This window comes from Acinetobacter nosocomialis (genome assembly GCF_041021905.1).
GTDB lineage: Bacteria > Pseudomonadota > Gammaproteobacteria > Pseudomonadales > Moraxellaceae > Acinetobacter > Acinetobacter nosocomialis.
Map to the genome: position 1 here is coordinate 1,293,074 of NZ_CP157432.1, position 20,962 is coordinate 1,314,035.

25 protein-coding genes and 1 tRNA gene are annotated in these 20,962 nt (G+C 35.4%); 16 read left to right on the top strand and 10 right to left on the bottom strand.

Going from position 1 to position 20,962, the window contains the following annotated elements; genetic code table 11:
- Position 1 precedes the first annotated feature (1 nt).
- Together ABLC00_RS06050 and ABLC00_RS06055 are read right to left on the bottom strand one after the other, a co-directional pair.
- On the bottom strand, positions 2-1,000 hold the full coding sequence (locus tag ABLC00_RS06050) for an aromatic/alkene monooxygenase hydroxylase subunit beta (RefSeq protein WP_033846182.1): 999 nt from the start codon (positions 998-1,000) through the stop codon (positions 2-4).
- Between the two features lie 20 nt (positions 1,001-1,020).
- A complete protein-coding gene (locus tag ABLC00_RS06055; RefSeq protein WP_000193471.1) occupies positions 1,021-1,308 on the bottom strand; it encodes a phenol hydroxylase subunit in 288 nt (95 codons plus the stop codon).
- Positions 1,309-1,677: 369 nt separating this feature from the next.
- On the opposite strand from ABLC00_RS06055, the gene mobR reads away from it, so the two are divergent.
- Positions 1,678-3,348, top strand: coding sequence for a phenol degradation transcriptional regulator MobR (gene mobR, locus ABLC00_RS06060; protein WP_033846181.1), 1,671 nt, complete (start codon positions 1,678-1,680; stop codon positions 3,346-3,348).
- A gap of 57 nt (positions 3,349-3,405) precedes the next feature.
- Here mobR and ABLC00_RS06065 read toward each other — a convergent pair whose 3' ends face one another.
- Complete coding sequence (locus ABLC00_RS06065; RefSeq protein ID WP_001985155.1) at positions 3,406-3,606, bottom strand: heavy-metal-associated domain-containing protein; 201 nt, start codon at positions 3,604-3,606, stop codon at positions 3,406-3,408.
- Positions 3,607-3,772: 166 nt separating this feature from the next.
- Here ABLC00_RS06065 and ABLC00_RS06070 point away from each other — a divergent pair, with 166 nt between their 5' ends.
- The 3 genes from ABLC00_RS06070 to ABLC00_RS06080 all read left to right on the top strand — a co-directional run bounded on the left by ABLC00_RS06070 (position 3,773) and on the right by ABLC00_RS06080 (position 7,157).
- A complete protein-coding gene (locus tag ABLC00_RS06070) occupies positions 3,773-6,244 on the top strand; it encodes a heavy metal translocating P-type ATPase (protein WP_033846180.1) in 2,472 nt (823 codons plus the stop codon).
- Between the two features lie 75 nt (positions 6,245-6,319).
- Positions 6,320-6,721, top strand: a complete 402-nt coding sequence (gene cueR / locus ABLC00_RS06075) for a Cu(I)-responsive transcriptional regulator (RefSeq protein WP_001020650.1) — start codon at positions 6,320-6,322, stop codon at positions 6,719-6,721.
- 28 nt (positions 6,722-6,749) lie between these two features.
- Positions 6,750-7,157 carry a GFA family protein gene (locus ABLC00_RS06080; RefSeq protein WP_002048789.1) on the top strand — a complete coding sequence of 136 codons (408 nt, stop codon included), beginning with the start codon at positions 6,750-6,752 and terminating at the stop codon, positions 7,155-7,157.
- 604 nt (positions 7,158-7,761) lie between these two features.
- Here the strand turns inward: ABLC00_RS06080 and ABLC00_RS06085 are convergent.
- Positions 7,762-8,118: a four-helix bundle copper-binding protein gene (locus tag ABLC00_RS06085; protein ID WP_004709792.1), complete on the bottom strand. Its 357-nt coding sequence runs from the start codon at positions 8,116-8,118 to the stop codon at positions 7,762-7,764.
- A 471-nt stretch (positions 8,119-8,589) separates the two neighbouring features.
- Positions 8,590-8,919, bottom strand: a complete 330-nt coding sequence (locus ABLC00_RS06090) for a hypothetical protein (RefSeq protein ID WP_033846179.1) — start codon at positions 8,917-8,919, stop codon at positions 8,590-8,592.
- Positions 8,920-9,369: 450 nt separating this feature from the next.
- On the opposite strand from ABLC00_RS06090, the gene ABLC00_RS06095 reads away from it, so the two are divergent.
- Positions 9,370-9,963 carry a LysE family translocator gene (locus ABLC00_RS06095; protein ID WP_002048762.1) on the top strand — a complete coding sequence of 198 codons (594 nt, stop codon included), beginning with the start codon at positions 9,370-9,372 and terminating at the stop codon, positions 9,961-9,963.
- Positions 9,964-10,010: 47 nt separating this feature from the next.
- Positions 10,011-10,229 (top strand): hypothetical protein, encoded by a 219-nt coding sequence (locus ABLC00_RS06100; protein ID WP_004709788.1) that lies wholly within the window; start codon positions 10,011-10,013, stop codon positions 10,227-10,229.
- 243 nt (positions 10,230-10,472) lie between these two features.
- Here ABLC00_RS06100 and xseB read toward each other — a convergent pair whose 3' ends face one another.
- A complete protein-coding gene (xseB, locus tag ABLC00_RS06105; RefSeq protein WP_004709785.1) occupies positions 10,473-10,667 on the bottom strand; it encodes an exodeoxyribonuclease VII small subunit in 195 nt (64 codons plus the stop codon).
- Positions 10,657-11,922 carry an exodeoxyribonuclease VII large subunit gene (xseA, locus tag ABLC00_RS06110; RefSeq protein ID WP_033846178.1) on the bottom strand — a complete coding sequence of 422 codons (1,266 nt, stop codon included), beginning with the start codon at positions 11,920-11,922 and terminating at the stop codon, positions 10,657-10,659. Before xseA ends, xseB begins: the two co-directional genes overlap by 11 nt.
- 256 nt (positions 11,923-12,178) lie before the next feature.
- Here xseA and ABLC00_RS06115 point away from each other — a divergent pair.
- Positions 12,179-12,255: transfer RNA gene (locus ABLC00_RS06115), tRNA-Met, on the top strand.
- A 180-nt stretch (positions 12,256-12,435) separates the two neighbouring features.
- Complete coding sequence (locus ABLC00_RS06120; RefSeq protein ID WP_025466846.1) at positions 12,436-12,666, top strand: hypothetical protein; 231 nt, start codon at positions 12,436-12,438, stop codon at positions 12,664-12,666.
- 152 nt (positions 12,667-12,818) lie between these two features.
- Here ABLC00_RS06120 and ABLC00_RS06125 read toward each other — a convergent pair whose 3' ends face one another.
- Positions 12,819-13,490 (bottom strand): LexA family transcriptional regulator, encoded by a 672-nt coding sequence (locus ABLC00_RS06125; protein ID WP_002048763.1) that lies wholly within the window; start codon positions 13,488-13,490, stop codon positions 12,819-12,821.
- Positions 13,491-14,055: 565 nt separating this feature from the next.
- On the opposite strand from ABLC00_RS06125, the gene ABLC00_RS06130 reads away from it, so the two are divergent.
- Complete coding sequence (locus tag ABLC00_RS06130; protein ID WP_004709776.1) at positions 14,056-14,445, top strand: hypothetical protein; 390 nt, start codon at positions 14,056-14,058, stop codon at positions 14,443-14,445.
- A gap of 36 nt (positions 14,446-14,481) precedes the next feature.
- The gene (locus ABLC00_RS06135) at positions 14,482-15,027 is read left to right on the top strand and encodes a glycoside hydrolase family 108 protein (protein ID WP_033846176.1); all 546 of its coding nucleotides are present in this window, start codon (positions 14,482-14,484) and stop codon (positions 15,025-15,027) included.
- A gap of 70 nt (positions 15,028-15,097) precedes the next feature.
- Here ABLC00_RS06135 and ABLC00_RS06140 read toward each other — a convergent pair whose 3' ends face one another.
- Positions 15,098-15,715, bottom strand: coding sequence for a LysE family translocator (locus ABLC00_RS06140; protein ID WP_033846175.1), 618 nt, complete (start codon positions 15,713-15,715; stop codon positions 15,098-15,100).
- A 507-nt stretch (positions 15,716-16,222) separates the two neighbouring features.
- Here ABLC00_RS06140 and ABLC00_RS06145 point away from each other — a divergent pair.
- The 3 genes from ABLC00_RS06145 to ABLC00_RS06155 all read left to right on the top strand — a co-directional run bounded on the left by ABLC00_RS06145 (position 16,223) and on the right by ABLC00_RS06155 (position 17,970).
- The gene (locus tag ABLC00_RS06145; RefSeq protein ID WP_002048761.1) at positions 16,223-16,438 is read left to right on the top strand and encodes a cold-shock protein; all 216 of its coding nucleotides are present in this window, start codon (positions 16,223-16,225) and stop codon (positions 16,436-16,438) included.
- A gap of 203 nt (positions 16,439-16,641) precedes the next feature.
- Positions 16,642-16,875, top strand: a complete 234-nt coding sequence (locus ABLC00_RS06150; protein WP_004709770.1) for a hypothetical protein — start codon at positions 16,642-16,644, stop codon at positions 16,873-16,875.
- Positions 16,876-17,145: 270 nt separating this feature from the next.
- Complete coding sequence (locus tag ABLC00_RS06155; protein WP_002048776.1) at positions 17,146-17,970, top strand: pyrroline-5-carboxylate reductase; 825 nt, start codon at positions 17,146-17,148, stop codon at positions 17,968-17,970.
- 65 nt (positions 17,971-18,035) lie between these two features.
- On the opposite strand, the gene ABLC00_RS06160 is transcribed toward ABLC00_RS06155, so the two are convergent.
- Positions 18,036-18,155, bottom strand: a complete 120-nt coding sequence (locus ABLC00_RS06160; RefSeq protein ID WP_002048755.1) for a hypothetical protein — start codon at positions 18,153-18,155, stop codon at positions 18,036-18,038.
- 487 nt (positions 18,156-18,642) lie between these two features.
- Here ABLC00_RS06160 and ABLC00_RS06165 point away from each other — a divergent pair, with 487 nt between their 5' ends.
- From ABLC00_RS06165 to ABLC00_RS06175, 3 genes are all read left to right on the top strand, one after another.
- Positions 18,643-19,101, top strand: coding sequence for a hypothetical protein (locus tag ABLC00_RS06165; protein ID WP_002048744.1), 459 nt, complete (start codon positions 18,643-18,645; stop codon positions 19,099-19,101).
- Between the two features lie 291 nt (positions 19,102-19,392).
- Complete coding sequence (locus ABLC00_RS06170; protein WP_002048765.1) at positions 19,393-19,737, top strand: hypothetical protein; 345 nt, start codon at positions 19,393-19,395, stop codon at positions 19,735-19,737.
- Between the two features lie 85 nt (positions 19,738-19,822).
- Complete coding sequence (locus ABLC00_RS06175) at positions 19,823-20,929, top strand: minor capsid protein (protein WP_004709763.1); 1,107 nt, start codon at positions 19,823-19,825, stop codon at positions 20,927-20,929.
- Positions 20,930-20,962 lie beyond the last annotated feature (33 nt).

The following is a 20,962-nucleotide window of genomic DNA, read 5'->3' on the forward strand; positions in this document are numbered from 1 at the left end:
CTTAAGCATTTGTAAGTGGTTGTAGGCCGAGTTTTTTTGCGCGTTCAATAACGGCATGTTCTGCTTGATTGACTGCATCTGCTGATAAGGCTGCTGTTGCCCACGGTGTAAAAGCTGCTTTTACTTGAGTTAAAGACTGAGTGAACCATTCATTTAATAGCTGTTTGTTGTGATCGGATTCTGCTGCCGCAGTTTTAATGACGGTGTCTGACCACTTACGTAAATCACCTAAAGTGTCTTTCATAAAATCAGTCAGCATGGCTAAGTCGCGAGCATTTTGAGTGACTAACCACTGATCAAACTGTTGATAAACAAGCCCTGTCACAAAGCCGTCAATCACAAGGTTCTGTAATAAGAAAAGTTTGAAGTAGTCTTGCTCGGTGAGGCTTTCTTCACACAGACGGCGTAAGCCTTGCCATGCAGGATGTTGCATCCAAGCCTGTTTTGCCTGCTGTAGTGAGTCGCCGCTGTTGCCATCTAAAGCTAAGCCAATACGCGAGATGTACTGCGCAATTCCTAAATGATCCATCGCGGCATAAATACAAGCTTGAGTAAGCACCGTGCCATACCCATAGGCACTGCCAGACATCATGTGTAAGTTTGCCGTTTGTTCAACGTGGCGAAATGGCAATAGGTACTCAATGACCTTGGCTTTGACTTCATCAGACAAATGTTCTGCAAGCTGACGTTTTTCAAAAAAAGCAAAATTACTTTCGGCGGTGTCTTGTAACCGCGCACGGTGCTGAACATAAGTTCCATAATAGAATTGACGAGGGTCTTTAAATGCATACCAATCTTGCATTTGCAGGGCAGTATGGGTTTTGTCATTTAAGGTCTTTTCAGGTTTCCACAAAGGACGATAGTGAAAGTTAGTTTCTGCCTGTACATCGAAACTTACTTCTTGATATCGAGTTGCTGGCTTAGTACCAAATCGTCTTTCGATATAGGCGTAGTTCTGGCGGATAGGTTCGACATTTGACGTTTTGATTTCTAAAGTCATGGCTTTATCTCCTTATATTTTTACATCTGATCATCGTGATCGTTACTATTACGTTGCGTGCCGACTAAGGTTGCTTCAGTGCCATAGCGCCATTTTTCTTCCTGCGCATCGTTAAAAGCTTGTTGCTCTTGGGTCATTTCAACCACTTGATTGGTCTTACAAAAATCATTAAATGCATGTTTAGGCAAAACCAGTTCCACAAATAGACTGGGGTCGTGAATGGCAAAATCGAATTCGATAAACTCTGCGTTTAAGTCGCCAGTGACCCGGATATATTTGGTTAATGCTTCGACTTGAGGTTGCGTCATGCTGTACTCCATCAAGACATGGTCTTGAAATTGATGAATGCTCCTTGCTCTCGCTATAAGCTTTACAAAAGCTATGCCAACTTTATTTTTATTATTAAAAACAATTAATTAAGTTTTTTATAAAAAGTAAGGCATTTTTAAAATTCACCATTTCATGAATTTTTTTGAATAGTGAAATAGATATATTCATGATTTGATGAAGAGGGTCGTAAAAATTTCTTTTTAGATTGTTTGGGGCTTTAAAAGGAGAGATTTAGAAATACTTTTTTAGTATGAAGTTATGTCTTTAAGGTACTAGGACATTTATCTTGTTCTTCGATAAGATGAGATAAAACCCAAATGTGTTTAATGGATTAAAACAGATCACTCATGGCTCGAGTAAAATACGATACAACGGGACGATACGCAGATCATCCGCAAGAAATTCACGATTTGCTGTCTAAACTGCATTTTGATACTGCCCACGGCCAAATCTGGTTTGATGAATATCGAATGCTGCTTTTACACACCAGCATTATGGGATATTTGCGTAAAGACTTAGCGCACATGATTGGGCTTGAGCGAACCAAGCGTTTTTTTATTCGTTTAGGGTATCAAGCTGGGTTAAAGGATGCAGAAGTTACAACAAAAATGCGTCCCGATTTAAATGAACACGATGCTTTTATGGCAGGCCCACAAATGCATGCGATTCGTGGAATGGTGCAAGTACAGGCCAACCAGCTCAATTTAAGCCAAGATAAAAAACAGTTTTATGCCGATTTAAATTGGCTTAACTCTTTTGAAGCCGATGTGCATTTAGAGCATTTTGGCCCAAGTGATGAACCTGCGTGTTGGATGCTTCTGGGTTATGCATGCGGATACAGCAGTTTTGCGACAGGCATGACCATTATTTATCAAGAAATAGAGTGTAAAGCTTGCGGCGATGAGCATTGCCGTATTATTGGTAAGCCTTTAGAAGAGTGGGAAAATGCAGATGAGCTGATTCAATTCATGTCACCGGAACCCATGGAGAAAGAACTGATTGCGTTGCAGGCTGAACTTTTTGAACTAAAAAAATCAATTTATAGCGACAGTGAAGCCGATTACCAATTATTTAGTTCTGTGGGTAAGTCAGCATCTTATAAACAGGTCTGTGCATTATTAACCAAAGCAGCAGGCTCGAAAGTTTCTATTTTGCTACAAGGCGAAACAGGGGTTGGTAAAGAAGCTTTTGCACGAGGAGTTCATGAAAATAGCCAAAGAAAAGACCAACCTTTTATTGCGGTAAACTGTGCAGCGATTCCACCAGAGTTAATTGAGTCTGAGCTATTCGGCGTAGAAAAGGGTGCCTATACAGGGGCACATCAATCTCGTTTGGGTAAGTTTGAACGAGCCAATGGCGGTACGATTTTTTTAGATGAAGTGATTGAGCTTTCACCTCGTGCACAAGCAGCACTATTACGCATTTTGCAAGAAGGTGAATTTGAGCGAGTAGGAGACTCACAAACTCGTATTTTAGATGTTCGTGTAATTACAGCAACCAATGAAGATCTTGAGCAGGCTGTGAAAACAGGGCGCTTTCGGGCAGATTTGTATTATCGCTTAAATATTTTTCCAGTTCAGATTCCGCCTTTGCGGGAGCGCCGTGAAGATATTCCTTTATTGGTTGAACACTTTCTTCATCGCTTTGAAAAAATGTACGGCAAAACCATTCAGGGTGTAAGTGAAAAGACCAAAGTTTTTATGCAGCAATATGAATGGCCAGGCAATATTCGCGAGTTGGAAAATTTATTAGAAAGGGCGGTTTTATTAACGGACAATCAGCAGTTGATTAAGTTAAATGCCATTTTCCCACAGATTAAGCATGACCCAGAGCAGGCTGTAGCTGTTAAAACTGACTTTGAACAATTGTTGCAGGCAGAGTTTAATTTAGAAGAACACGAGAAGCAGTTAATTTTAACAGCTTTAAAAAAGGCAAATCATAAGGTGTCTGAAGCGGCCCGCTTATTGGGACTAACTCGGGCAGCACTGGATTATCGAATTAAAAAATTTCAGCTTTGAGTCAATATTAATAAGCTAAAAAATAAAGGCCTAACTTTAAAGGTTAGGCCTTATTCACTATTGCACTTTCGCTGGGAAACCATCTTCTTCAAGTGCTTCAGTAATTTTATCGACACTTTCACTGCTTTCAACAGTCACGATTTTGGTTGCTAAGTCTACATCTACTTTTGCATTTGGATCGACATCTTGAATCGTTGCAGTCACACCACGTGCGCAGCCACCACAAGTCATATTTTCAATAAGTAGTTTCATGTTCATACTCCACCAAGAATGAGATGTTTGTTTAGATAAGACTGAGTCTAAACCTTGTCATGATTGTAAGGTCAAGACCAAATTTTTAAAAAAATATGCTTGACCTTCCCATGATGGGAATCTGTATGCTCAATACAGAATATTAAATTTTGCAGATTTGCAGAGGTGTTTGATGGACTCAAAAACCACAAAATTGCCAGCATATAGTGAAACACTTCCAATCGAAGGCATGACCTGTGCCTCCTGTGTAGGACGTGTCGAAAAAGCACTTAAGAAAGTTGAAAATATTGAGATTGCCAATGTTAATTTGGCAACAGAAAAAGCTGTTGTTTATTCAAGTCAACCGATTCAGCGTGAAGCACTGGTTAAAGCAGTTGAACGTGCGGGGTATGATGTTCCAAAAGCTGCGCCAGTGGAGTTGTCTATTGAGGGCATGACCTGTGCATCTTGTGTTGCACGTGTAGAAAAAGCCCTAAAAAAAGTAGACGGCGTTCAAGAGGCAACCGTCAACTTAGCAACAGAGCAAGCTTGGGTGCAGGCAGATAATTCAGTCAATGTTGAAGACCTAATTCGTGCTGTTAAAAAAGCAGGTTACGACGCGAAAGCATCTGAAAAAAATCAAGATGTACAACTCGATAAAAAAGCTTCAGAGTTAGATCAGCTTAAAAAAGATTTGATCATTTCGATTGTATTGGCCTTACCTGTGTTTATTTTGGAAATGGGTTCACATCTCATTCCAGCTTTTCACATGTGGGTCATGAACACGATTGGTCAATACAATAGCTGGCTTTTACAGTTTGTTTTGACCACATTAGTTCTCATTTTTCCTGGTCGCCGTTTTTACCAAAAAGGGATTCCAGCTTTATGGCGTTTAGCACCAGATATGAACTCGTTGGTCGCTGTTGGAACCTTGGCTGCCTACAGTTTCTCAGTCGTAGCTACCTTTATGCCGCAGGTTTTACCACAAGGTACCGTCAATGTTTACTTTGAAGCGGCTGCTGTTATTGTCAGTTTAATTTTACTCGGACGTTATTTCGAAGCCAAAGCTAAAGGACGTACTTCACAAGCCATTCAACACCTAGTGGGAATGCAGCCTAAAACGGCTCGTATCCAGCGTGGTGGTCAAGTGGTGGAAGTTGCAGTTGCCGAAGTGGTCAGTGGAATTATTGTAGAAATTCGTCCGGGTGAGCGTGTGCCAGTCGATGGTGAAGTGGTAGAAGGTCACAGCTACATTGATGAATCTATGATTACGGGGGAACCTGTTCCTGTTGAAAAAATAGTAGGGCAACAAGTAGTTGGTGGTACTGTCAACCAGAACGGGACTCTAAACATTCGGGCAACCGCTGTTGGTTCTTCTTCTGTACTTTCACAAATTATTCGCATGGTTGAACAAGCTCAAGGTTCTAAACTTCCGATTCAAGGTTTAGTTGATAAAGTCACCATGTGGTTTGTACCGGCTGTCATGCTAATTGCTGCAATCACTTTCTTGGTTTGGTTTATTTGGGGACCAGAGCCTGGACTAACTTTTGGTTTGGTGAATGCCGTTGCGGTACTGATTATTGCATGTCCTTGTGCGATGGGGCTTGCAACGCCAACTTCTATTATGGTCGGTACTGGACGTGGTGCTGAGTTAGGTGTCTTGTTCCGTAAAGGTGAAGCTTTGCAGCTTTTACAAGAAGCACAGGTCGTTGCCGTTGATAAAACGGGTACACTCACCGAAGGCAAACCGACACTGACAGACTTTAATGTGCAATCTGGCTTTGAACGTAAGCAAGTACTGACTTTAGTTTCTTCGGTCGAAGCCAAGTCTGAACATCCAATTGCACTTGCGATTGTTCAAGCAGCAGAAAGCGAAGGCTTAAACTTATTACCCGTAACAGCATTTAACTCGATTACAGGTTCAGGTATTGAAGCGGAAGTTTTAGGTCAAAAAGTACAAATTGGCGCAGACCGTTATATGCATCAACTTGGTTTAGACACCAGCTCATTCCAAGCGATTGCGGCTCAATTAGGTGAAGAAGGCAAAACACCGCTTTATGTTGCTATTGACCAACAACTAGCTGCAATTATTGCTGTGGCGGATCCAATTAAAGAAACAACCTATGCTGCGATTGAGGCCTTGCATCAATTAGGTCTCAAAGTTGCCATGATTACAGGAGACAACCGCCATACGGCGCAAGCAATTGCCAAAAAGCTGAACATTGATGAAGTGGTGGCAGAGGTTTTACCCGAAGGTAAAGTAGACACAGTTCGCCAATTGCAAAAACAATATGGTCGTTTGGCCTTTGTAGGTGATGGCATTAACGACGCACCAGCCTTGGCACAAGCAGATGTTGGTTTGGCCATTGGTACAGGAACAGATGTTGCCATCGAAGCAGCTGATGTTGTGCTCATGTCTGGTAGTTTAAAAGGTGTACCGAACGCAATTGCATTAAGTAAAGCCACCATGCGAAACATTCGTCAAAACCTGTTCTGGGCATTTGTATATAACGTAGCGCTGATTCCAATTGCAGCGGGTGCCTTATATCCAGCATTTGGTGTATTACTTTCGCCAATGTTTGCAGCAGGTGCAATGGCACTTTCTTCAGTCTTTGTTTTAGGCAATGCGTTACGTTTAAAACGTTTTCACGCGCTAGTACAGTAAGCGTGCTGAAAAGCAACTTTTGGTTTAAGATCATGACAGCAGGTCTTAAACCAAATTTAATATTTGAGGTGTGAGATGAATATCGGTCAGGCATCCAAACATTCGGGCATTTCAGCGAAAATGATTCGCTACTATGAAGAAATCGGTTTACTTGAAGCAGCTCAGCGTTCTGCTTCTGGGTATCGTATTTATTCAGAAACAGACCTTAAAACTTTGAACTTTTTAAAACATGCTCGAGAGTTAGGTTTTTCATCTGAACAGATGAAAGAACTTATTTCACTTTGGAAAAATACTGATCGGCATAGTGCAGAGGTGAAAGCCTTAACAGTAAAACACATTGCTGAATTAAAGCAAAAAATTGCTCATTTACAAGAAATGGTTAATATTTTGCAGGCTTCTGCCGATGATTGCTGTGGTGACCAGCAGGCTTCGTGTGCGATTTTAGACCACATTGAAAAAGGTGTAGGTGTAAGTTAAACCTTATAAAAATAAAAAAGGAAAAATCATGGCTTATACAGCTTCTTGTCTTTGTAATGGCATTCAACTCCGTATTAATGCCGAATTAGAACCCATTATGGTTTGTCATTGTAAACAATGCCAAAAAGCCCAAGGCGCTGCTTTTGCGGCCATCACTCAAGTACAAAAAAGTGACTTAAATGTGGTACAGGGTGAAAACCTTTTACAGGCTTATTTTGCATCGCATAATAAAAAAAGAGTATTTTGTAAAACTTGTGGCTCACCTGTCTGGAGTGAACGTTTAGATAAACCAGAAGTGGTGCGTTTAAGAGTAGGGCTCATTAATGAAGATATATCGACGCGAGTTATCTCTCATGCTTTTGTTGCTTCAAAAGTGAAGTGGTATCCCATTTGCGATAATGCTCGCCAATACCCAAATGCGGTGCAAAACCCTTGAAATATGAAGGTTTGAAAGTATTTTGTTCATTTGTAAAAAAACGTGAACAAGACTAGTCATGAATAAATAATATGCTATAACTGTACCTAAGGTAATCGTAATATCTCCTCGATCCACAGGGAAACTTGGGACAGGGCAAAAGATACGATAAGACCTTACATATAGCTAGCAAAGAGCATGTAAGAGATGGATAGACACAAATCTTAGATTGCTCACCGTTGCAGAAAAGCCCGTGAAACGGGCTTTTTTAATGCTTGTAAAAACTATTTCTTATTTGGAAAGATTATAGTTTTTAAACTATTTATGAAAAAGTAATGTAAAAATAACAAAATATTTTAAATATACAGACTATTCTGTATTGCAATTTGTTTTTATTAAGGGTACATTGAGTCAACGGTTTAAAGTTCAAGCTTAATAATGAACTCATGGTCGTTGTGGGAGATCTAAGAGCCTGCATTTTCCCCAAGATGCGGGTTTTTTTTATGCCTAAAGAAAAGTAGTTTTTCATCTCATCTAAAAACTTTAATTTTCTAATTGTTTGTTCTTTAAATATTTAAAACCCACGAGCCTAATAGGCCGTAGGTTTCTACAATAAAACTAGAAGTTAAGCACGATATGCCAGACAAGCTTTAGCACATGCTAAACAAGCTTTGGCACAAATCTGGCAATGCTCATGTTCGTGTTTGCTACATTCAGCTGCACAAAGTTGGCACGCGCTGGCACATAATTGCATGGCTTGTTCAGCAAGCTCTGAATGTCTTAATTCTAAAGATGTGCAAAGCTGACAGGTTTCGACACAGGTTAAACAATGTTTAATACATTCACGCATCATATGCACATGTTCTTCTTGCAAACATGCTGAGGCACAATGTTTACAAGCAAACATGCATTCAATGCAGGCTTGAACTGAAGTAGATGCTTGATTAAACAGAGATTGATTTGGTTCTTGCGAGCTATTCATTTTAATATTCTCCTTTTGAAAGGCTATTATTAAAAAACCGAATATTGTTATCTTTTTTCATTTTATAAAATCATTTTTCCTATTGGGCACTTTGAAATGAAAGGTCTACAAATGCTCAATAAGGAATTAACCTCGTATAAGAATGTTACAAGTGCTTTTCTAATTAAATTTTTTAAAAGGTAAAAAATAGATTGCTCAAGACAAACTACAAAATTTATTTTCATATAATACTTTTGGCTAATTTTTTTATGGATGAAAAATAGGCAAATTATCAGTGTGAACTTTAAGGGCACACGTAATGGAAAACATTGAACAGTACGCTCACGGAGCTGAGCATGAAGTCCACGTACACTGCAAACGATCATTAAGCACATTAATACTGAGCCTGTTTGTATTAATCGCAACTGGTCGTTAAAAGAAAAAGCACCCACGGGTGCTTTTTCTGTATCTATTGACTATTGATAGTTTTGTTTAAGAGCCTGTAAAGCCGCGCCGTTTTTTATAGGCTTTACGATCATAAGAGGGAATATTGGACTTTTGAAGATCAATAGCCAGTTGTTTTTTGCGTTGAAATTGCACTTCACTTAAAAGTGCGTCATAAATTTTGGAACGATCAGTTTTAAACTTTTCTACATCCAATGGAATTTTACTTTCCTGTTTAACAATATACAAAACAGAACCAGTGGCATTAGTCTCATATATTGTCCAACCAACTCTTACAATGTAGAGGCCGGTTTTTGCATCCTTTCCTAAATAAGCTTTAAAACCATCGGGATGAGGGCGAACATAAGCATTCATCATGCATCCTCCATCAACTATTTAATTCGATGAAAGCGGCGATTAATGAATTGATGGGGAACGATACATCTATTCAGTAAAATCACGATTTTCATGTGTATATATATTGATCAATTTGGTAATTTCAAGGCGTGTGATATTTCTTTTTTTGCTATTTAAGAAGTGGGAAAATGGCCTAAAAAATATATAAATAATCACTTATTTTTAAAAAAATATATGATTTTGGAGTTTAATATCTTTTTAAGTTAATGCAGTGTTTTTTTATAAATGTGTGACGCATTTTGCAAATTTAAAATTGGAATAAATTTTAATGAATATAAATTCACTTTTTATTAAATTATTAATTTTAAAAAAAAAAGTATTTGTAATATTTCTTGTTACAACGATTTTGTCGACAATAGATGCTCATTTTTGACATATTTCGCCTAGCGTAATCAATCGAGTTTTTGGCCTATGGTGTCATTTTTATTTATTGGACTTGTGGTCACTATTTTGTTGACTCCAGGACCAACAAATACATTATTAGCCTCGGCTGGCTTGCAAGCAGGGCTAAAGCACTCTCTTAAGCTAATTCCGGCAGAGGTAATAGGTTATCTGATCGCGATTACCTCATGGGGTGTTTTACTTGAGTCGGTATCTCATTTTATTCCATGGCTTCCTGCTATATTAAAATTGATGAGTGCGAGTTTCATTCTTTATCTCGCTTTTAAACTTTGGATTACTTCAACCGAAGATATTAAGTTAGATCGCCCACTGATTACGCCAAAAGCTTTATTTCTTGCAACACTTTTAAACCCGAAAGCTTTGCTCTTTGCTTCGGCGATTTTTCCACATGCAGCGTGGGAAGTTCCGCATTTGTATTTTATTCACATTGTTGTCTTTTTATCTTTAATTACCCCAATTGCTTTTTTATGGATTATGTTTGGAACTGTCCTCATTTCAAATAAAGTAACTTGGTTAAATCAACGCAATTTACAACGTACAGCTGCATTTATTTTAACTTTTTTTGCTATGCCAATCGGCTATTCTGCGATTAGCTCATTTTAAACTTAACCCATTATTTATATTAAAAATTTATTTTTCAGGAGATTTTTATGAAAAGATTAAAAGTAATTATCAAGGACCAGTTTGATAAAGAATCAATCGCGTTGGCAAAAGTTAGACCAATGAATGACCATGCACTTGAACTTCATAAAAGTGTTGAACATATTGAAATTAATGACGATATTATTTTACCAAACATGGATTTGTTATATGAGAATCCTAAAGACGGCAAAATTTATCAATTAATTGGTCCATTCAGTGAGGAATAACTCTTAAACTAAATTTAACAATAAGCATCAGCAGAGTTTGTGTTTCTTACGGTCTTAGATGGTGGAAATTAAGCCAAACTAACGTATAGACACAATTAAAATATTGAACATCGCAGGTCGTTATGGGACTATGTTTTTGCAAAAATGTGACCTAATCCTCATTTTTGCATTTCAGGACTAAGTGGTGTTCACTAAGCCCATTTCTTCAATGAGAAGTAGAAATGGGCTTTTTTTATGGAAATTTTATTCTTTAAAAGTCTCATCTAAAGCTTGTTGGACAGCTTCAATTCGAGATTTGCAAGCTTTATAAGCGCTAATAGACTCTTCAACAATTTTCATTAAATTATCTATATCAGGACTTTCCTGTGATTCTAACAATTCAGCATTTTTCTTCAAAATGTCATGGCCATCCTTAAAGGTTAACTCTTCATTCTTCATTTGGGATTACCTGTGTAATGTTGGCTTCAACTACGCCATCTTGCATTTCAATGGCAATGGAGGGGCTTGAAATTTGGTGTATAGAGCGAATCGCTTTTCCTTCGGATCTGACAATTGCATAGCCTTTAGCTTGAACCTGTTTAGGGTTTTGCAAAAGGATTTCTTTCATTAATGACTCGATTTGAGCTAAGGAAAATTTAACTTGTTGCTGTGAGCTGAACTGAATACGTTCTTTCATCTGGTCAAGTAGACGATGCGCCGAGTTAAGTTGATTTTGTGCAGAAGACTTAATGTGATGAAGCAATTGATCATTTTTGCTTTGATAAGTCGTGATTTGATGCTGAGAAAGCAGTTTAATCGTTTGTAGACTATCTACCGCTTCTTGTACACGTTCAACAATATGATTACGAATACCAGCAATCACTTTACTTGGAGTATCAAACGAACGATGTGCGATCTCATCAAGGATGGTACGGTCTTTTTCATGCCCGATACCAACCCAAATCGGAACGCTGCGTTTACAGAGAAGTGCGGCAAGCTCATAATCATTTAAGTAAGCTAAGTCATTTACAGCACCACCACCACGAATAATTACAATCAGATCTGGTGGAAAGTTATAACGATTTGCCCATTGCTTTAAACCTGTTGCCAAGGACTCCATAAGGCTAACAGCAGCAGTATTCCCCTGAAAGGTCGCACTTTGATAAACAAAATGACAAACCTCATTTCTTTCTAATGCATCTGCATCTTTTTTAAAGTCACCCAAACCTGCAGCATTTTGAGGAGCAATCACTAAAACATTTTCAATATCAAAAGGGGTAGGGAGAAGTTTATTTTTATGAATCAAACCTTCTTGGGTTAAACGCTCTACAATTTGTTGATAACGTTTTGCAATTTCCCCAAGTGTAAAACTTGAGTCAATTTCTTCGATATTGACTGAAAATCCGTATTGCGGATCAAAACGTGCTCTAATTTTAATTAAAACGTTTAAATCACTTGCTAACTCAATTCCTGTTTCACGTTCAAACTTTAAAACAATTTTACTCGCTGAAAATTTCCAGATGGTTGCCTTACAACTGGCTATCACTTTATCGGTGTCAACATCTTTCTCTGCAAGTTCTAAATAGTAATGTCCACCTTTAATATTTAAATTCCGAATCTCTGCTCTAACCCATACCGGTTCGTCAAAGGTCAGGCGTATGACTTCCTGCACAGTGCCGAGATATTCGCTTAGAGAAAACTGAGGATCAGACATATAAACTATTAATAATGGGATGAAACTAGATAGTATAAAAGCTATCCAAGCAAGGCAATTGATGTCTATGAATATCGCGTTCTATTTAAAATAAATACAACAATTTAAAGAAATAAAAATTAGAAATTACGATGTCGATTTAGACTGAATGGTAAAAATAAAAAATTAATAAAAAGATAATTGTTAATAATTACAACCGATTAAAAAATAAAGTTTGCTTTATAAAATATATAGGCGTATAAAGCATACTTCCAATTGCGGGGTGGAGCAGTCTGGTAGCTCGTCGGGCTCATAACCCGAAGGTCGTTGGTTCAAATCCGACTCCCGCATCCAAAAAATATTATGCTCTGTGATGTACTACTTTTCATGATACGAACTCATGAAAAGCAATTAGCTTATAAATAACCCTATATCAAGCTAAATATTAAATTCTAGACGAACTGTCCATACCTTAAATCTAGCGTTCTAATTAAATACCGTTAAATCACATGAGCTCAGTAATGAGTGAATACGATTGTGAATATAGTAAATGAGTGGCACATTGCCACAGCCGTAAATGGCAATGAAATCAATGTGAGGATTATTCCTCATGTGCGTAAGCAAAATTCGCTTGATGGATATCGTTGGGTAGAAGTTGGAAAGAAAATTCAGCTTCAAACTGGTGAAGAAATTGAGCTAAACCAAGATGGAAAAAGCTTTTATGCTGGTTTTAATCAACTTTATCGTTTAAATACATATTGTTGATAACATCATGGTACTAAAGCAAGAAAACCTATCTCTTTTAAAGGAGATAGGTTTTTTTTATGTCTCTAAGTTATATAAATAATTAAAATTATAAAAAAGTAAGAAATTTGAAAATGATAGAATTATTATTTTAGCTATATTTAATAACTCATTTAACCTGCTCGCCAGAACTGACGGCCCATTACTTTAAAGTTTTTCCCGTTCTCTTCAGTTACACGGCGGTCTCTAAATTTTTCATTTAAACTATGCAAAATTAAAGAGCCATCAGCTTCTTTAAAAATTTGTTTAATCATTCCCTCGCCAGCGAAATAAACAGCATAGATTTCTCCATCAATCACTTCTGTCTGAGAAATATCAATGCCGACTAAATCTCCATCTTTGATGTAATCAGTCATGCTATCGCCCTTAGCTTTAATAATGCGCATACATTCCTGAGGAACGCGCTTTTCTTTAAAGAAAGAAGCAGGGAAAGGAATTTTTCCATTAATTGCATCAAAATGAAATTCGATTGATTCACCTGTACCACAAGAAAAACTTGCTTCAACTACTTCAATCCAGACATATTGATCTACTACATCACTGCTGACAACGGTGGGACTAAATACATCACTTTCTCTAAAAGAGTCTTCTGTGTTACCAGTAGTAAGCCAATAAGCGTCTACACCTAAAAACTGTGCAATGAGTGGAAGAAAAGCAGATTTTAAATTCTTTCCCGATTCTAAAGCTTGATAGGCAGGCTGAGACATTTTTACTGCTTCAGCAACTTCTGCCTGAGTTTTCTTAGCTTTAATCCTTGAATCTTTTAAACGGTCTTTAAGAGCCATAATGATCGCACCAGCTAACTTATCACAAATATATAACTAAAGTTATATCTAGTAAAACAACTATAGTTATTGACTAATAATAACTATAGTTATAATATCAATTATAAGAGCTCATTGATAGAACTAATGCAATATTTTTACTAGAACATATTTTTATTTTGTATCAATGGCTTGGTAAGTAGTGATCAGTATTCTGCCTCAATGGACGACAGAATATAAAATGGCGATAGTAAATCAGTGGTAGAGATCGGCTATCAAAAAATAAAAAATGAATAAAAAAAGCCCGATTCCGTGGATCAGGCTTAATGTTCGTCGATAAAGGGTATCAAGAACATGAAGAATCTAACAAAGAATTTAATGGCTCACAAAAGTTTCCGATATACGGCAGCGTGTTATCTCAACTTTTTGGTCAAAAAAGATATGTCATATATGTATACCAGTTTTAAAAGAAAAAGAACGGCTAGGCTAAGCACGGTTATATAGCAATTTTTTATAAAAATATGAGAAATAACAATGTAGTAAGTACGATTATTTTCAAATTTTAAGTATGAGACAGGATTGAATTATGGAAAATTTTTTAACATTAAATGGACTAGCTTCTATTTTTAAGCTGTATGGTACGGTCATGATGATCGCTTTAGCAGTAAGCTTAGTCGTAGCGGTAGTTTTAATCATGCGTTTCCCACGTTCGCCTCAAGAATGGGTAGTAGGTTTGATTTGTACTATTGTCTCAAGCTTGACTGGTGGTTCATTCATTATCATGAAATGGAACTTACATGAATGGGTGACCGATATATGGGGCATGATCACTTTAGGTGGATTCTTCTTTATTTGTGGCTTGCCTGGTTGGGCAATTGTGAGGTGGATATTTAACTTCATTAATAAACAAGAAGGAAAAACTATTGTTGAAGTAATGAAAGACTTAAAAAAAGCAAAAGATGATATTCAAAGTTAATAGCTATCAGCGAGTTATATAAATGAGGACAGGCCCATGAATGTTGAACAATATCTAGATGCCCTTATAAAACGTGAAGGTGGTTATGTAAATGATGCGCTTGACTCTGGACAAGCCACCAAATTTGGAATTACTCAAGCAGTTGCACGTAGCTATGGATACCAAGGTGAAATGGAGGATTTACCTTTAGAAACTGCAAGAGATATTTATAAAAAGCAATATTGGCTTGAGCCGCGATTTGATCAAATTAATTTGATTAGTCCGATCATCGCTGAAGAACTGCTCGATACAGGAGTAAATTGTGGTCTTGGTTTCACAAAACCACTTCTACAACGTGCTTTGAACTTGTTAAACAGACAAGGAAAAGAGGGATGGAGGGATCTTAAATTAGATGGTGAATATGGGCCTTCTACCTTACAGGCTTTATCACTCTATATTAAAAAGCGCGGTCAAGAAGGGGAAAGAGTGATGGTACGTCTTCTAAATATTATGCAAGGCCAACGCTATATTGAAATTACAGAGAAAAATCCAAAGTATGAACAATTCTTTTACGGATGGCTTGCTAACCGTGTGAGTTTTTAAAAAGACCAACTTGCTTGAGCTGAATACATATAGCAAGTTGGTCCATTCTTCTTTTTATAATACAAATTGTTTATTGAGTAATAAGTAAAATGGCGAGAAGAAAGAAAATACAACCACTCGCTTTATTCAGTTTTGCAAAATTATTTCCGGCAAGCATTTTCTCTTTAAAAATTGAAGAAAAATTAGCATAAACTAAATGAATTAAAAATCCGATAAAGCAAAAGGTTAAAGATAAAATGAGAAATTGATTTAATATTTCTTTTTTAATATCAATAAACTGAGGAAAAAGTGCAATAAAAAAGACAATCGTTTTCGGATTAAGTAATGAAGCAAATAGCCCCTGATAAAAAAGTTTTGATTTCTTCACGATTTTATCGTTGTGTTCAGTTTCTAGTAAATCTTGAGTAGGAGATTTCTTTATAAAGTTTTTATAACCTAAATACATAAGATAAAAGGCCCCAATAAACTTTAAAACAGTGAAGATGGTGGGGTTACTGGTAATAATGAGACCAACACTACTTGCAGAAATCACAGCGATAATGAACATACCAATGATTAAACCGCTAATACCGAATAAAGCGGTACGTACACCATAATTTATTGAATTTGTTACTGTAAATAAAACGCCTGGTCCAGGGCTGGATAAGGTAAGAAAAGCAATGGTTATAAAAACTAAGAGACCGTTCACGTGGCTACTTCCTGTTTATCATCAATATGTTAAGCTGCAAACGTACTTTAAATCAGAATACATGAAGTGTATATATACAAGTCTGTATATTTTATAAAAAAGTAAAATATTTTAGTAAGATATTAAAGTAGTTTTAGAGCGTAAAGAGAAGCTTAATAATTTTCAAAAGATAAAATTTTATAGTATAAAAATAAGATATATTTAATTAATATATTGAAGTTAAAACAATTAACTAAATTAAAAAATAGCATTTAAAATCAATGGATAAGTGATCGTTAGAGACGCACAAATTGTATGGAAAATCAATTAATCAAGATAGAGATTGCAATTCGTTAAGAAGCGTGTATAGTCGACATTAACTACAAAAATATTCATGTTACCCTAAATCTCTCTTTTCGCAGTTTTATTTATAATCCTCCGTATATTATTAGATATTTAAGTAGAGTGTATATTTTTTAGTTCAATTGGAATAACAAATGATAATGTTTTTAAAATTAGGATTAATTTATGTCTAATGCTACTGGTACAGTAAAATGGTTTAATGAAACTAAAGGTTTTGGTTTTATTCAAACTGATGAAGGTAAAGATGTTTTTGCACATTTTTCTGAGATTCAAACACAAGGCTTTAAAGTTCTTCTAGAAGGCCAGCGTGTTCAGTTTACTGTGACACAGGGTAAAAAAGGCCCACAAGCTTCGAATATCACAATTGTGACGAATGCTTAAATAACATAATTTGATGATTTTATTTGATTTATTTTTTGGCCATTTGCTCAATTAAATAACATGAAATCATCTACGTAGTTAAAAAACCCACTTCTTCCTTTGTGGGTTTTTTATATAAAATATTAAATAAGTTGATTATTTGTTTTATATAATATAAAAATTAAATTTGTGTTGTATAAGTTAACATTATAACTGGTATAAAAATGGATATTTGTATTGGCGGTATTTTAAACGGTAAAGTAAGAAAAATTAATGAAGATAGTTTCTGTGTTGGAAACCCTCATTCAGATGATATAAATGAGTACCATAAGCAATACTTTCATTTAGGTGGAAAGCTTTTGTCATTTTGGGTATACAGCGAAATAAATTATCAGGAAGCATCACGAATAGCGGAAAGTTTCTTAAAAAAAGAACAAAGATCTTTAAGCGGATGTTAAATAAAACCACTTTAAGTCTGGCAAGTATATTGCTTAAATCAGATAAGCTATAATTAATTTTTAATTACATATTTTTAACAATTTAGTTTAATTTGTTATTCATAACGTCATAAGTAATAGAGTAATCTTAGCTCAAAATAGAGTTTAGTTGTAAAATTAAACTTAACATTCATAAAAATTTATTAAATTTTTATTGTATTAACGATCATGACTTAAGTCATAAATAATATTTCTTTTTGTAGTATATCTAAAGGAAGGAAATAATTCTAAATGTTGAATATAGTACAACCAAATATTTGCTTCATCGGTAGTAGTAATTTGTCTTTAGCTTTAATTGGAGGTTTGGTTTTAAAAGGATTTCAAAAAGAAAAAATTAATCTTATAGAGGAAGGAAAGTTTGATAATGAAATCATTCTAAAGCAAAAGCAGCATGAGGTAAAAAAGGCTGATATCGTTGTTCTATTAGTAGACCCAAAAAATCTAAAAGTCATCTTAGCACCATTAAAAAAATGGTTAGCTGATAAAACTATTGTATCGATGATGGCTGGAATTAATATCAAACAACTCATGAATATTACGGGTTCAAAAAAGGTTATAAGAATCATATCTAACCCACCGGTATTAACTTATACAGGTACTCATGTGTTGATTGGTTCAGAGTATCTAGAACCTTTAGATAAAGAGTTAGTTGAGACTATTTATTCAGCCACAGGGCAGACCTATTGGGCAAATTCAGAATCAGAAAGTGATGCCATTATTGCGTTATCGGGTTCAGGCCCAGCTTACTTCTTTTATATCCTTGACAGTATGGTAAAAACTGGTGTTTCTATGGGGCTAGATAAGCAGTTTGCTTTAGATCTGGCACTTCAAGCAGCATCAGGTGCTGTAGACATGGTGCGTAAAAGTAATGTTCAGCCAAGTGAGTTATGTGGCAAGGTCACATTAGCTAATGGCATTACTGAATCTGCATTACGAATGTTTGAGCTAGGCAATCTTTCCGATGATATTCGACTGGCTTTAAAAGCAGCTTATCATCGCAGTAAAGAAATAAGTCTAGAGATTAATGCTGAAATTGCCAGACATAGCGTTAACTGATGGCTAAGTACCTTTCAATCTTGAGATAACTTAAATTTTGAAAGGTACTTTTCATGCTTAATAAATCATGGAATTTGTAGGAAATATTCCCAAATAACATAGCCTAAGCCAAAGCCTAACATTGAATAGAGAGTGATAATAAATAATACAAAACTAGCTTTATTTTTCTTTCTTAAAAAATTCATGTTAGCTACCTCGTGTCTAGATAGTTACTATCATGAAGAAATACAATGTGTAATCATAGATACAGAATTTTTTCAAAAAAATATAACAGATAGATCAGTGTTATAAATTTATCTTTAATTAAGTTTTTTTAAATTATCAACTTAAAGAAAGACAATCTCGATATTGAGTTTTATCATAGAAAAAGCAATTTAAAAAATAAGTTTCTCATTGATTTATAAAACTATTATCTTAGAAGGGTGTATCTAAAAAATAATCATTTACAATTGAAAGAAAATATTTCTAATTAGTTAAAATTATTAAATAAAATTGTGGACCAGTTAACGTAATATGAATTTTTTTGTGGTTCATTCTGGTGCAATTTTACATAATATTGGTAATTTTTACATTGAAAGCTAATTTGATTTCACTCAATTACAATTAATTCTTCATAATCAAAATATGAATTTTTTTATTTTCAATTATTTATAAAAAATTGAGGAGGAAGAAATGCCAAAGTATTTAGCTATAGCGGATAAAGTATATAAGGAAATTAAAAAAGACAATTTATTTACGGATGATATGATTCAAAATTTGAATTGTTTAATTAGCCTGATTCGTAAAGCAATTAAAGGTACTGAGTTCAAACTTAAGTATAATTTTATAAATTTTGAAGAATGCCTAAATCAATTTAATAAAGAAAAATCAGTCCATATAGATTTAAGTTTGATGCCTAAGTTTAAAAATGAAGGCGAGTTTATTTTATGGTTGGCTGGTTTTATTGAACGAATGACGGTAGGCGGAAAGGAAAAGCTGCCTCCAATTTCAAACTATATTCCGAAAGACTTTAAAATGGATAAGACCGAGATTCCAGCTGCTGCTGAGCCAAGTAGAGAAGAAAATGCAGAGATGATTATTAATTACTTTAAATCTGAGGACTATATTAAAAATAGTAAACTGTCTTCATAAAATATAGAAGTATTCATCCACCATACTTCTATATCTCGCTGATAGAATTCAGCTACCGCCTTCTGGGGCGGTTTTTTCTGTTAAAACCGTTAATGGTACATATTTATGCCAATTAAAAATGTCAGAAAATATGGAAATGTTTTATGAGAAAATATTAATGATATAAAAAATAGTAGGTTAAGCAATGAATTGTTATTTTTATTAAAATATTTTTCACATAAAAATACGCTTAAATTACGTATAGAAACATTTACTCGTACATAATTTCCAAAAAAATAGGAAGATAACGAGATGAATGAGAATGCTGAACTCATTAAATATTTAGATATTGCTGAAAATGTATACGCCAATATTTATGAAAAGTACCAGATTACTGATAATCCGGTGACTAATCTTAATAGAGTCATGGCTGAAATTAGAAAAGAAGCTGAGCAAATCAATTTAAAACTAAAATATAGCAAAATTGATTTTGAAGAATGTTTAAGTAAGCCTCTTTCTGAAAGAGAGATAAAAGTTGACTTGAGCTTACTTCCGCGCTTTGAGTATCGTGATGAATTTATTTTATGGTTGGCCAATTTTATTGGAAACATTAGCGTTCAGAAAAAATTTATAAAACAAAATTACCAGTTTAATTAGCTTTTCAAATTTTTAGTTCCTTAAAATTTCTACAGATCAGCGATATAAAAAAAATAATAAAGTGCGCTTTTTAGAGGTAACTTTCATGAAGAATATTACTGAAAAATCGCTTTTTGATGTCTTCACACAACATCAAGCCTATCTTTATCGAGCATCTTCCAGATCGGTAAATGAGCTTTTTAGATTTTTTAATACTGAAACGATAGCTATGCTTGATCGTTTGGAGCATTTAATAAAAGAGCTTAATGATACTGAAAGGGCTGCTTTAGCAGGTGGAGAATACACAACTCGTCACCTTAAAAATATTCAACTTGTGATTTCAGATTGGTTTAATTCAATACGTGCTGTTCTACCAGAAATGTTTGCTCATTCGGCAACTAGTTTGGCTGTTTATGAATCAAATTATGTGGCTAAGTTATTTAGTAAAGTCGTTAAAGATTTAGAGGGAGAGCACCTCTATAAATTAATAAAACGAGTTCCATTAGCGGGGGGTGCCTTAGTTGATGAATCCTTAGCTCAAATTAGTGAGAATGCCTTGCAAAGAATTGAATATGCTATTCGCGATGGAATGAATACAGGTATGACACCTCAGCAAATTATTAGGCGTATTACCGGTACGAAACGCCTTAAGTATGAAGATGGATTGCTCAACAGTACCAGAATTGATATTGAACGTATTGTCAGAACCCTGCGGAGCCATATTTCAAATCAGGTCTATTTATATAACTTCAAAAAATTTAATTTTGAATATGTCAGGTTTGTGAGTGTACTTGATGGGAGGACTTCTAAAGTTTGTGCAGCCATTGACGGTTCAATTTGGAAATTGAATGATCCAGCGAAAAGGGTGCCACCTTTGCATCCCAATTGCCGGAGTATTCTGGTTCCTGTTAGTAAGGACGGAAGGCTTATTGGTAATCGATCTTTTATTATGGATGAAAGAAGGATGCGAGACATTCCTAAAGATGAACGGGCTCAATTAATGGGTCAAATAGATGCAGATATTTCCTTTAAAGAGTTTTTTAAACTGACCGATAATTTTTTCCAAAAAGAATGGTTAGGCCCTAAACGCTATAAATTATATAAAGAAGGGCAATTTGATTTTGACAAATTCTTTGATCCTAAAGGCCGACTTTATACTTTGGATGAGCTGAGGGAGCTCGATGAGCGAACCTTTAAAATACTTGGGCTGTAATTTTAAAGGATAACTTGTTACCCTTGCGCGTGA

Excerpts from the sequence above, each read along its gene's own strand:
- ABLC00_RS06050 (WP_033846182.1), bottom strand. The coding sequence starts at position 1,000 with ATGACTTTAGAAATCAAAACGTCAAATGTCGAACCTATCCGCCAGAAC.
- ABLC00_RS06055 (WP_000193471.1), bottom strand. The coding sequence starts at position 1,308 with ATGACGCAACCTCAAGTCGAAGCATTAACCAAATATATCCGGGTCACT.
- mobR (WP_033846181.1), top strand. The coding sequence starts at position 1,678 with ATGGCTCGAGTAAAATACGATACAACGGGACGATACGCAGATCATCCG.
- ABLC00_RS06065 (WP_001985155.1), bottom strand. The coding sequence starts at position 3,606 with ATGAACATGAAACTACTTATTGAAAATATGACTTGTGGTGGCTGCGCA.
- ABLC00_RS06070 (WP_033846180.1), top strand. The coding sequence starts at position 3,773 with ATGGACTCAAAAACCACAAAATTGCCAGCATATAGTGAAACACTTCCA.
- cueR (WP_001020650.1), top strand. The coding sequence starts at position 6,320 with ATGAATATCGGTCAGGCATCCAAACATTCGGGCATTTCAGCGAAAATG.
- ABLC00_RS06080 (WP_002048789.1), top strand. The coding sequence starts at position 6,750 with ATGGCTTATACAGCTTCTTGTCTTTGTAATGGCATTCAACTCCGTATT.
- ABLC00_RS06085 (WP_004709792.1), bottom strand. The coding sequence starts at position 8,118 with ATGAATAGCTCGCAAGAACCAAATCAATCTCTGTTTAATCAAGCATCT.
- ABLC00_RS06090 (WP_033846179.1), bottom strand. The coding sequence starts at position 8,919 with ATGATGAATGCTTATGTTCGCCCTCATCCCGATGGTTTTAAAGCTTAT.
- ABLC00_RS06095 (WP_002048762.1), top strand. The coding sequence starts at position 9,370 with ATGGTGTCATTTTTATTTATTGGACTTGTGGTCACTATTTTGTTGACT.
- ABLC00_RS06100 (WP_004709788.1), top strand. The coding sequence starts at position 10,011 with ATGAAAAGATTAAAAGTAATTATCAAGGACCAGTTTGATAAAGAATCA.
- xseB (WP_004709785.1), bottom strand. The coding sequence starts at position 10,667 with ATGAAGAATGAAGAGTTAACCTTTAAGGATGGCCATGACATTTTGAAG.
- xseA (WP_033846178.1), bottom strand. The coding sequence starts at position 11,922 with ATGTCTGATCCTCAGTTTTCTCTAAGCGAATATCTCGGCACTGTGCAG.
- ABLC00_RS06125 (WP_002048763.1), bottom strand. The coding sequence starts at position 13,490 with ATGGCTCTTAAAGACCGTTTAAAAGATTCAAGGATTAAAGCTAAGAAA.
- ABLC00_RS06130 (WP_004709776.1), top strand. The coding sequence starts at position 14,056 with ATGGAAAATTTTTTAACATTAAATGGACTAGCTTCTATTTTTAAGCTG.
- ABLC00_RS06135 (WP_033846176.1), top strand. The coding sequence starts at position 14,482 with ATGAATGTTGAACAATATCTAGATGCCCTTATAAAACGTGAAGGTGGT.
- ABLC00_RS06145 (WP_002048761.1), top strand. The coding sequence starts at position 16,223 with ATGTCTAATGCTACTGGTACAGTAAAATGGTTTAATGAAACTAAAGGT.
- ABLC00_RS06150 (WP_004709770.1), top strand. The coding sequence starts at position 16,642 with ATGGATATTTGTATTGGCGGTATTTTAAACGGTAAAGTAAGAAAAATT.
- ABLC00_RS06155 (WP_002048776.1), top strand. The coding sequence starts at position 17,146 with ATGTTGAATATAGTACAACCAAATATTTGCTTCATCGGTAGTAGTAAT.
- ABLC00_RS06160 (WP_002048755.1), bottom strand. The coding sequence starts at position 18,155 with ATGAATTTTTTAAGAAAGAAAAATAAAGCTAGTTTTGTATTATTTATT.
- ABLC00_RS06165 (WP_002048744.1), top strand. The coding sequence starts at position 18,643 with ATGCCAAAGTATTTAGCTATAGCGGATAAAGTATATAAGGAAATTAAA.
- ABLC00_RS06170 (WP_002048765.1), top strand. The coding sequence starts at position 19,393 with ATGAATGAGAATGCTGAACTCATTAAATATTTAGATATTGCTGAAAAT.
- ABLC00_RS06175 (WP_004709763.1), top strand. The coding sequence starts at position 19,823 with ATGAAGAATATTACTGAAAAATCGCTTTTTGATGTCTTCACACAACAT.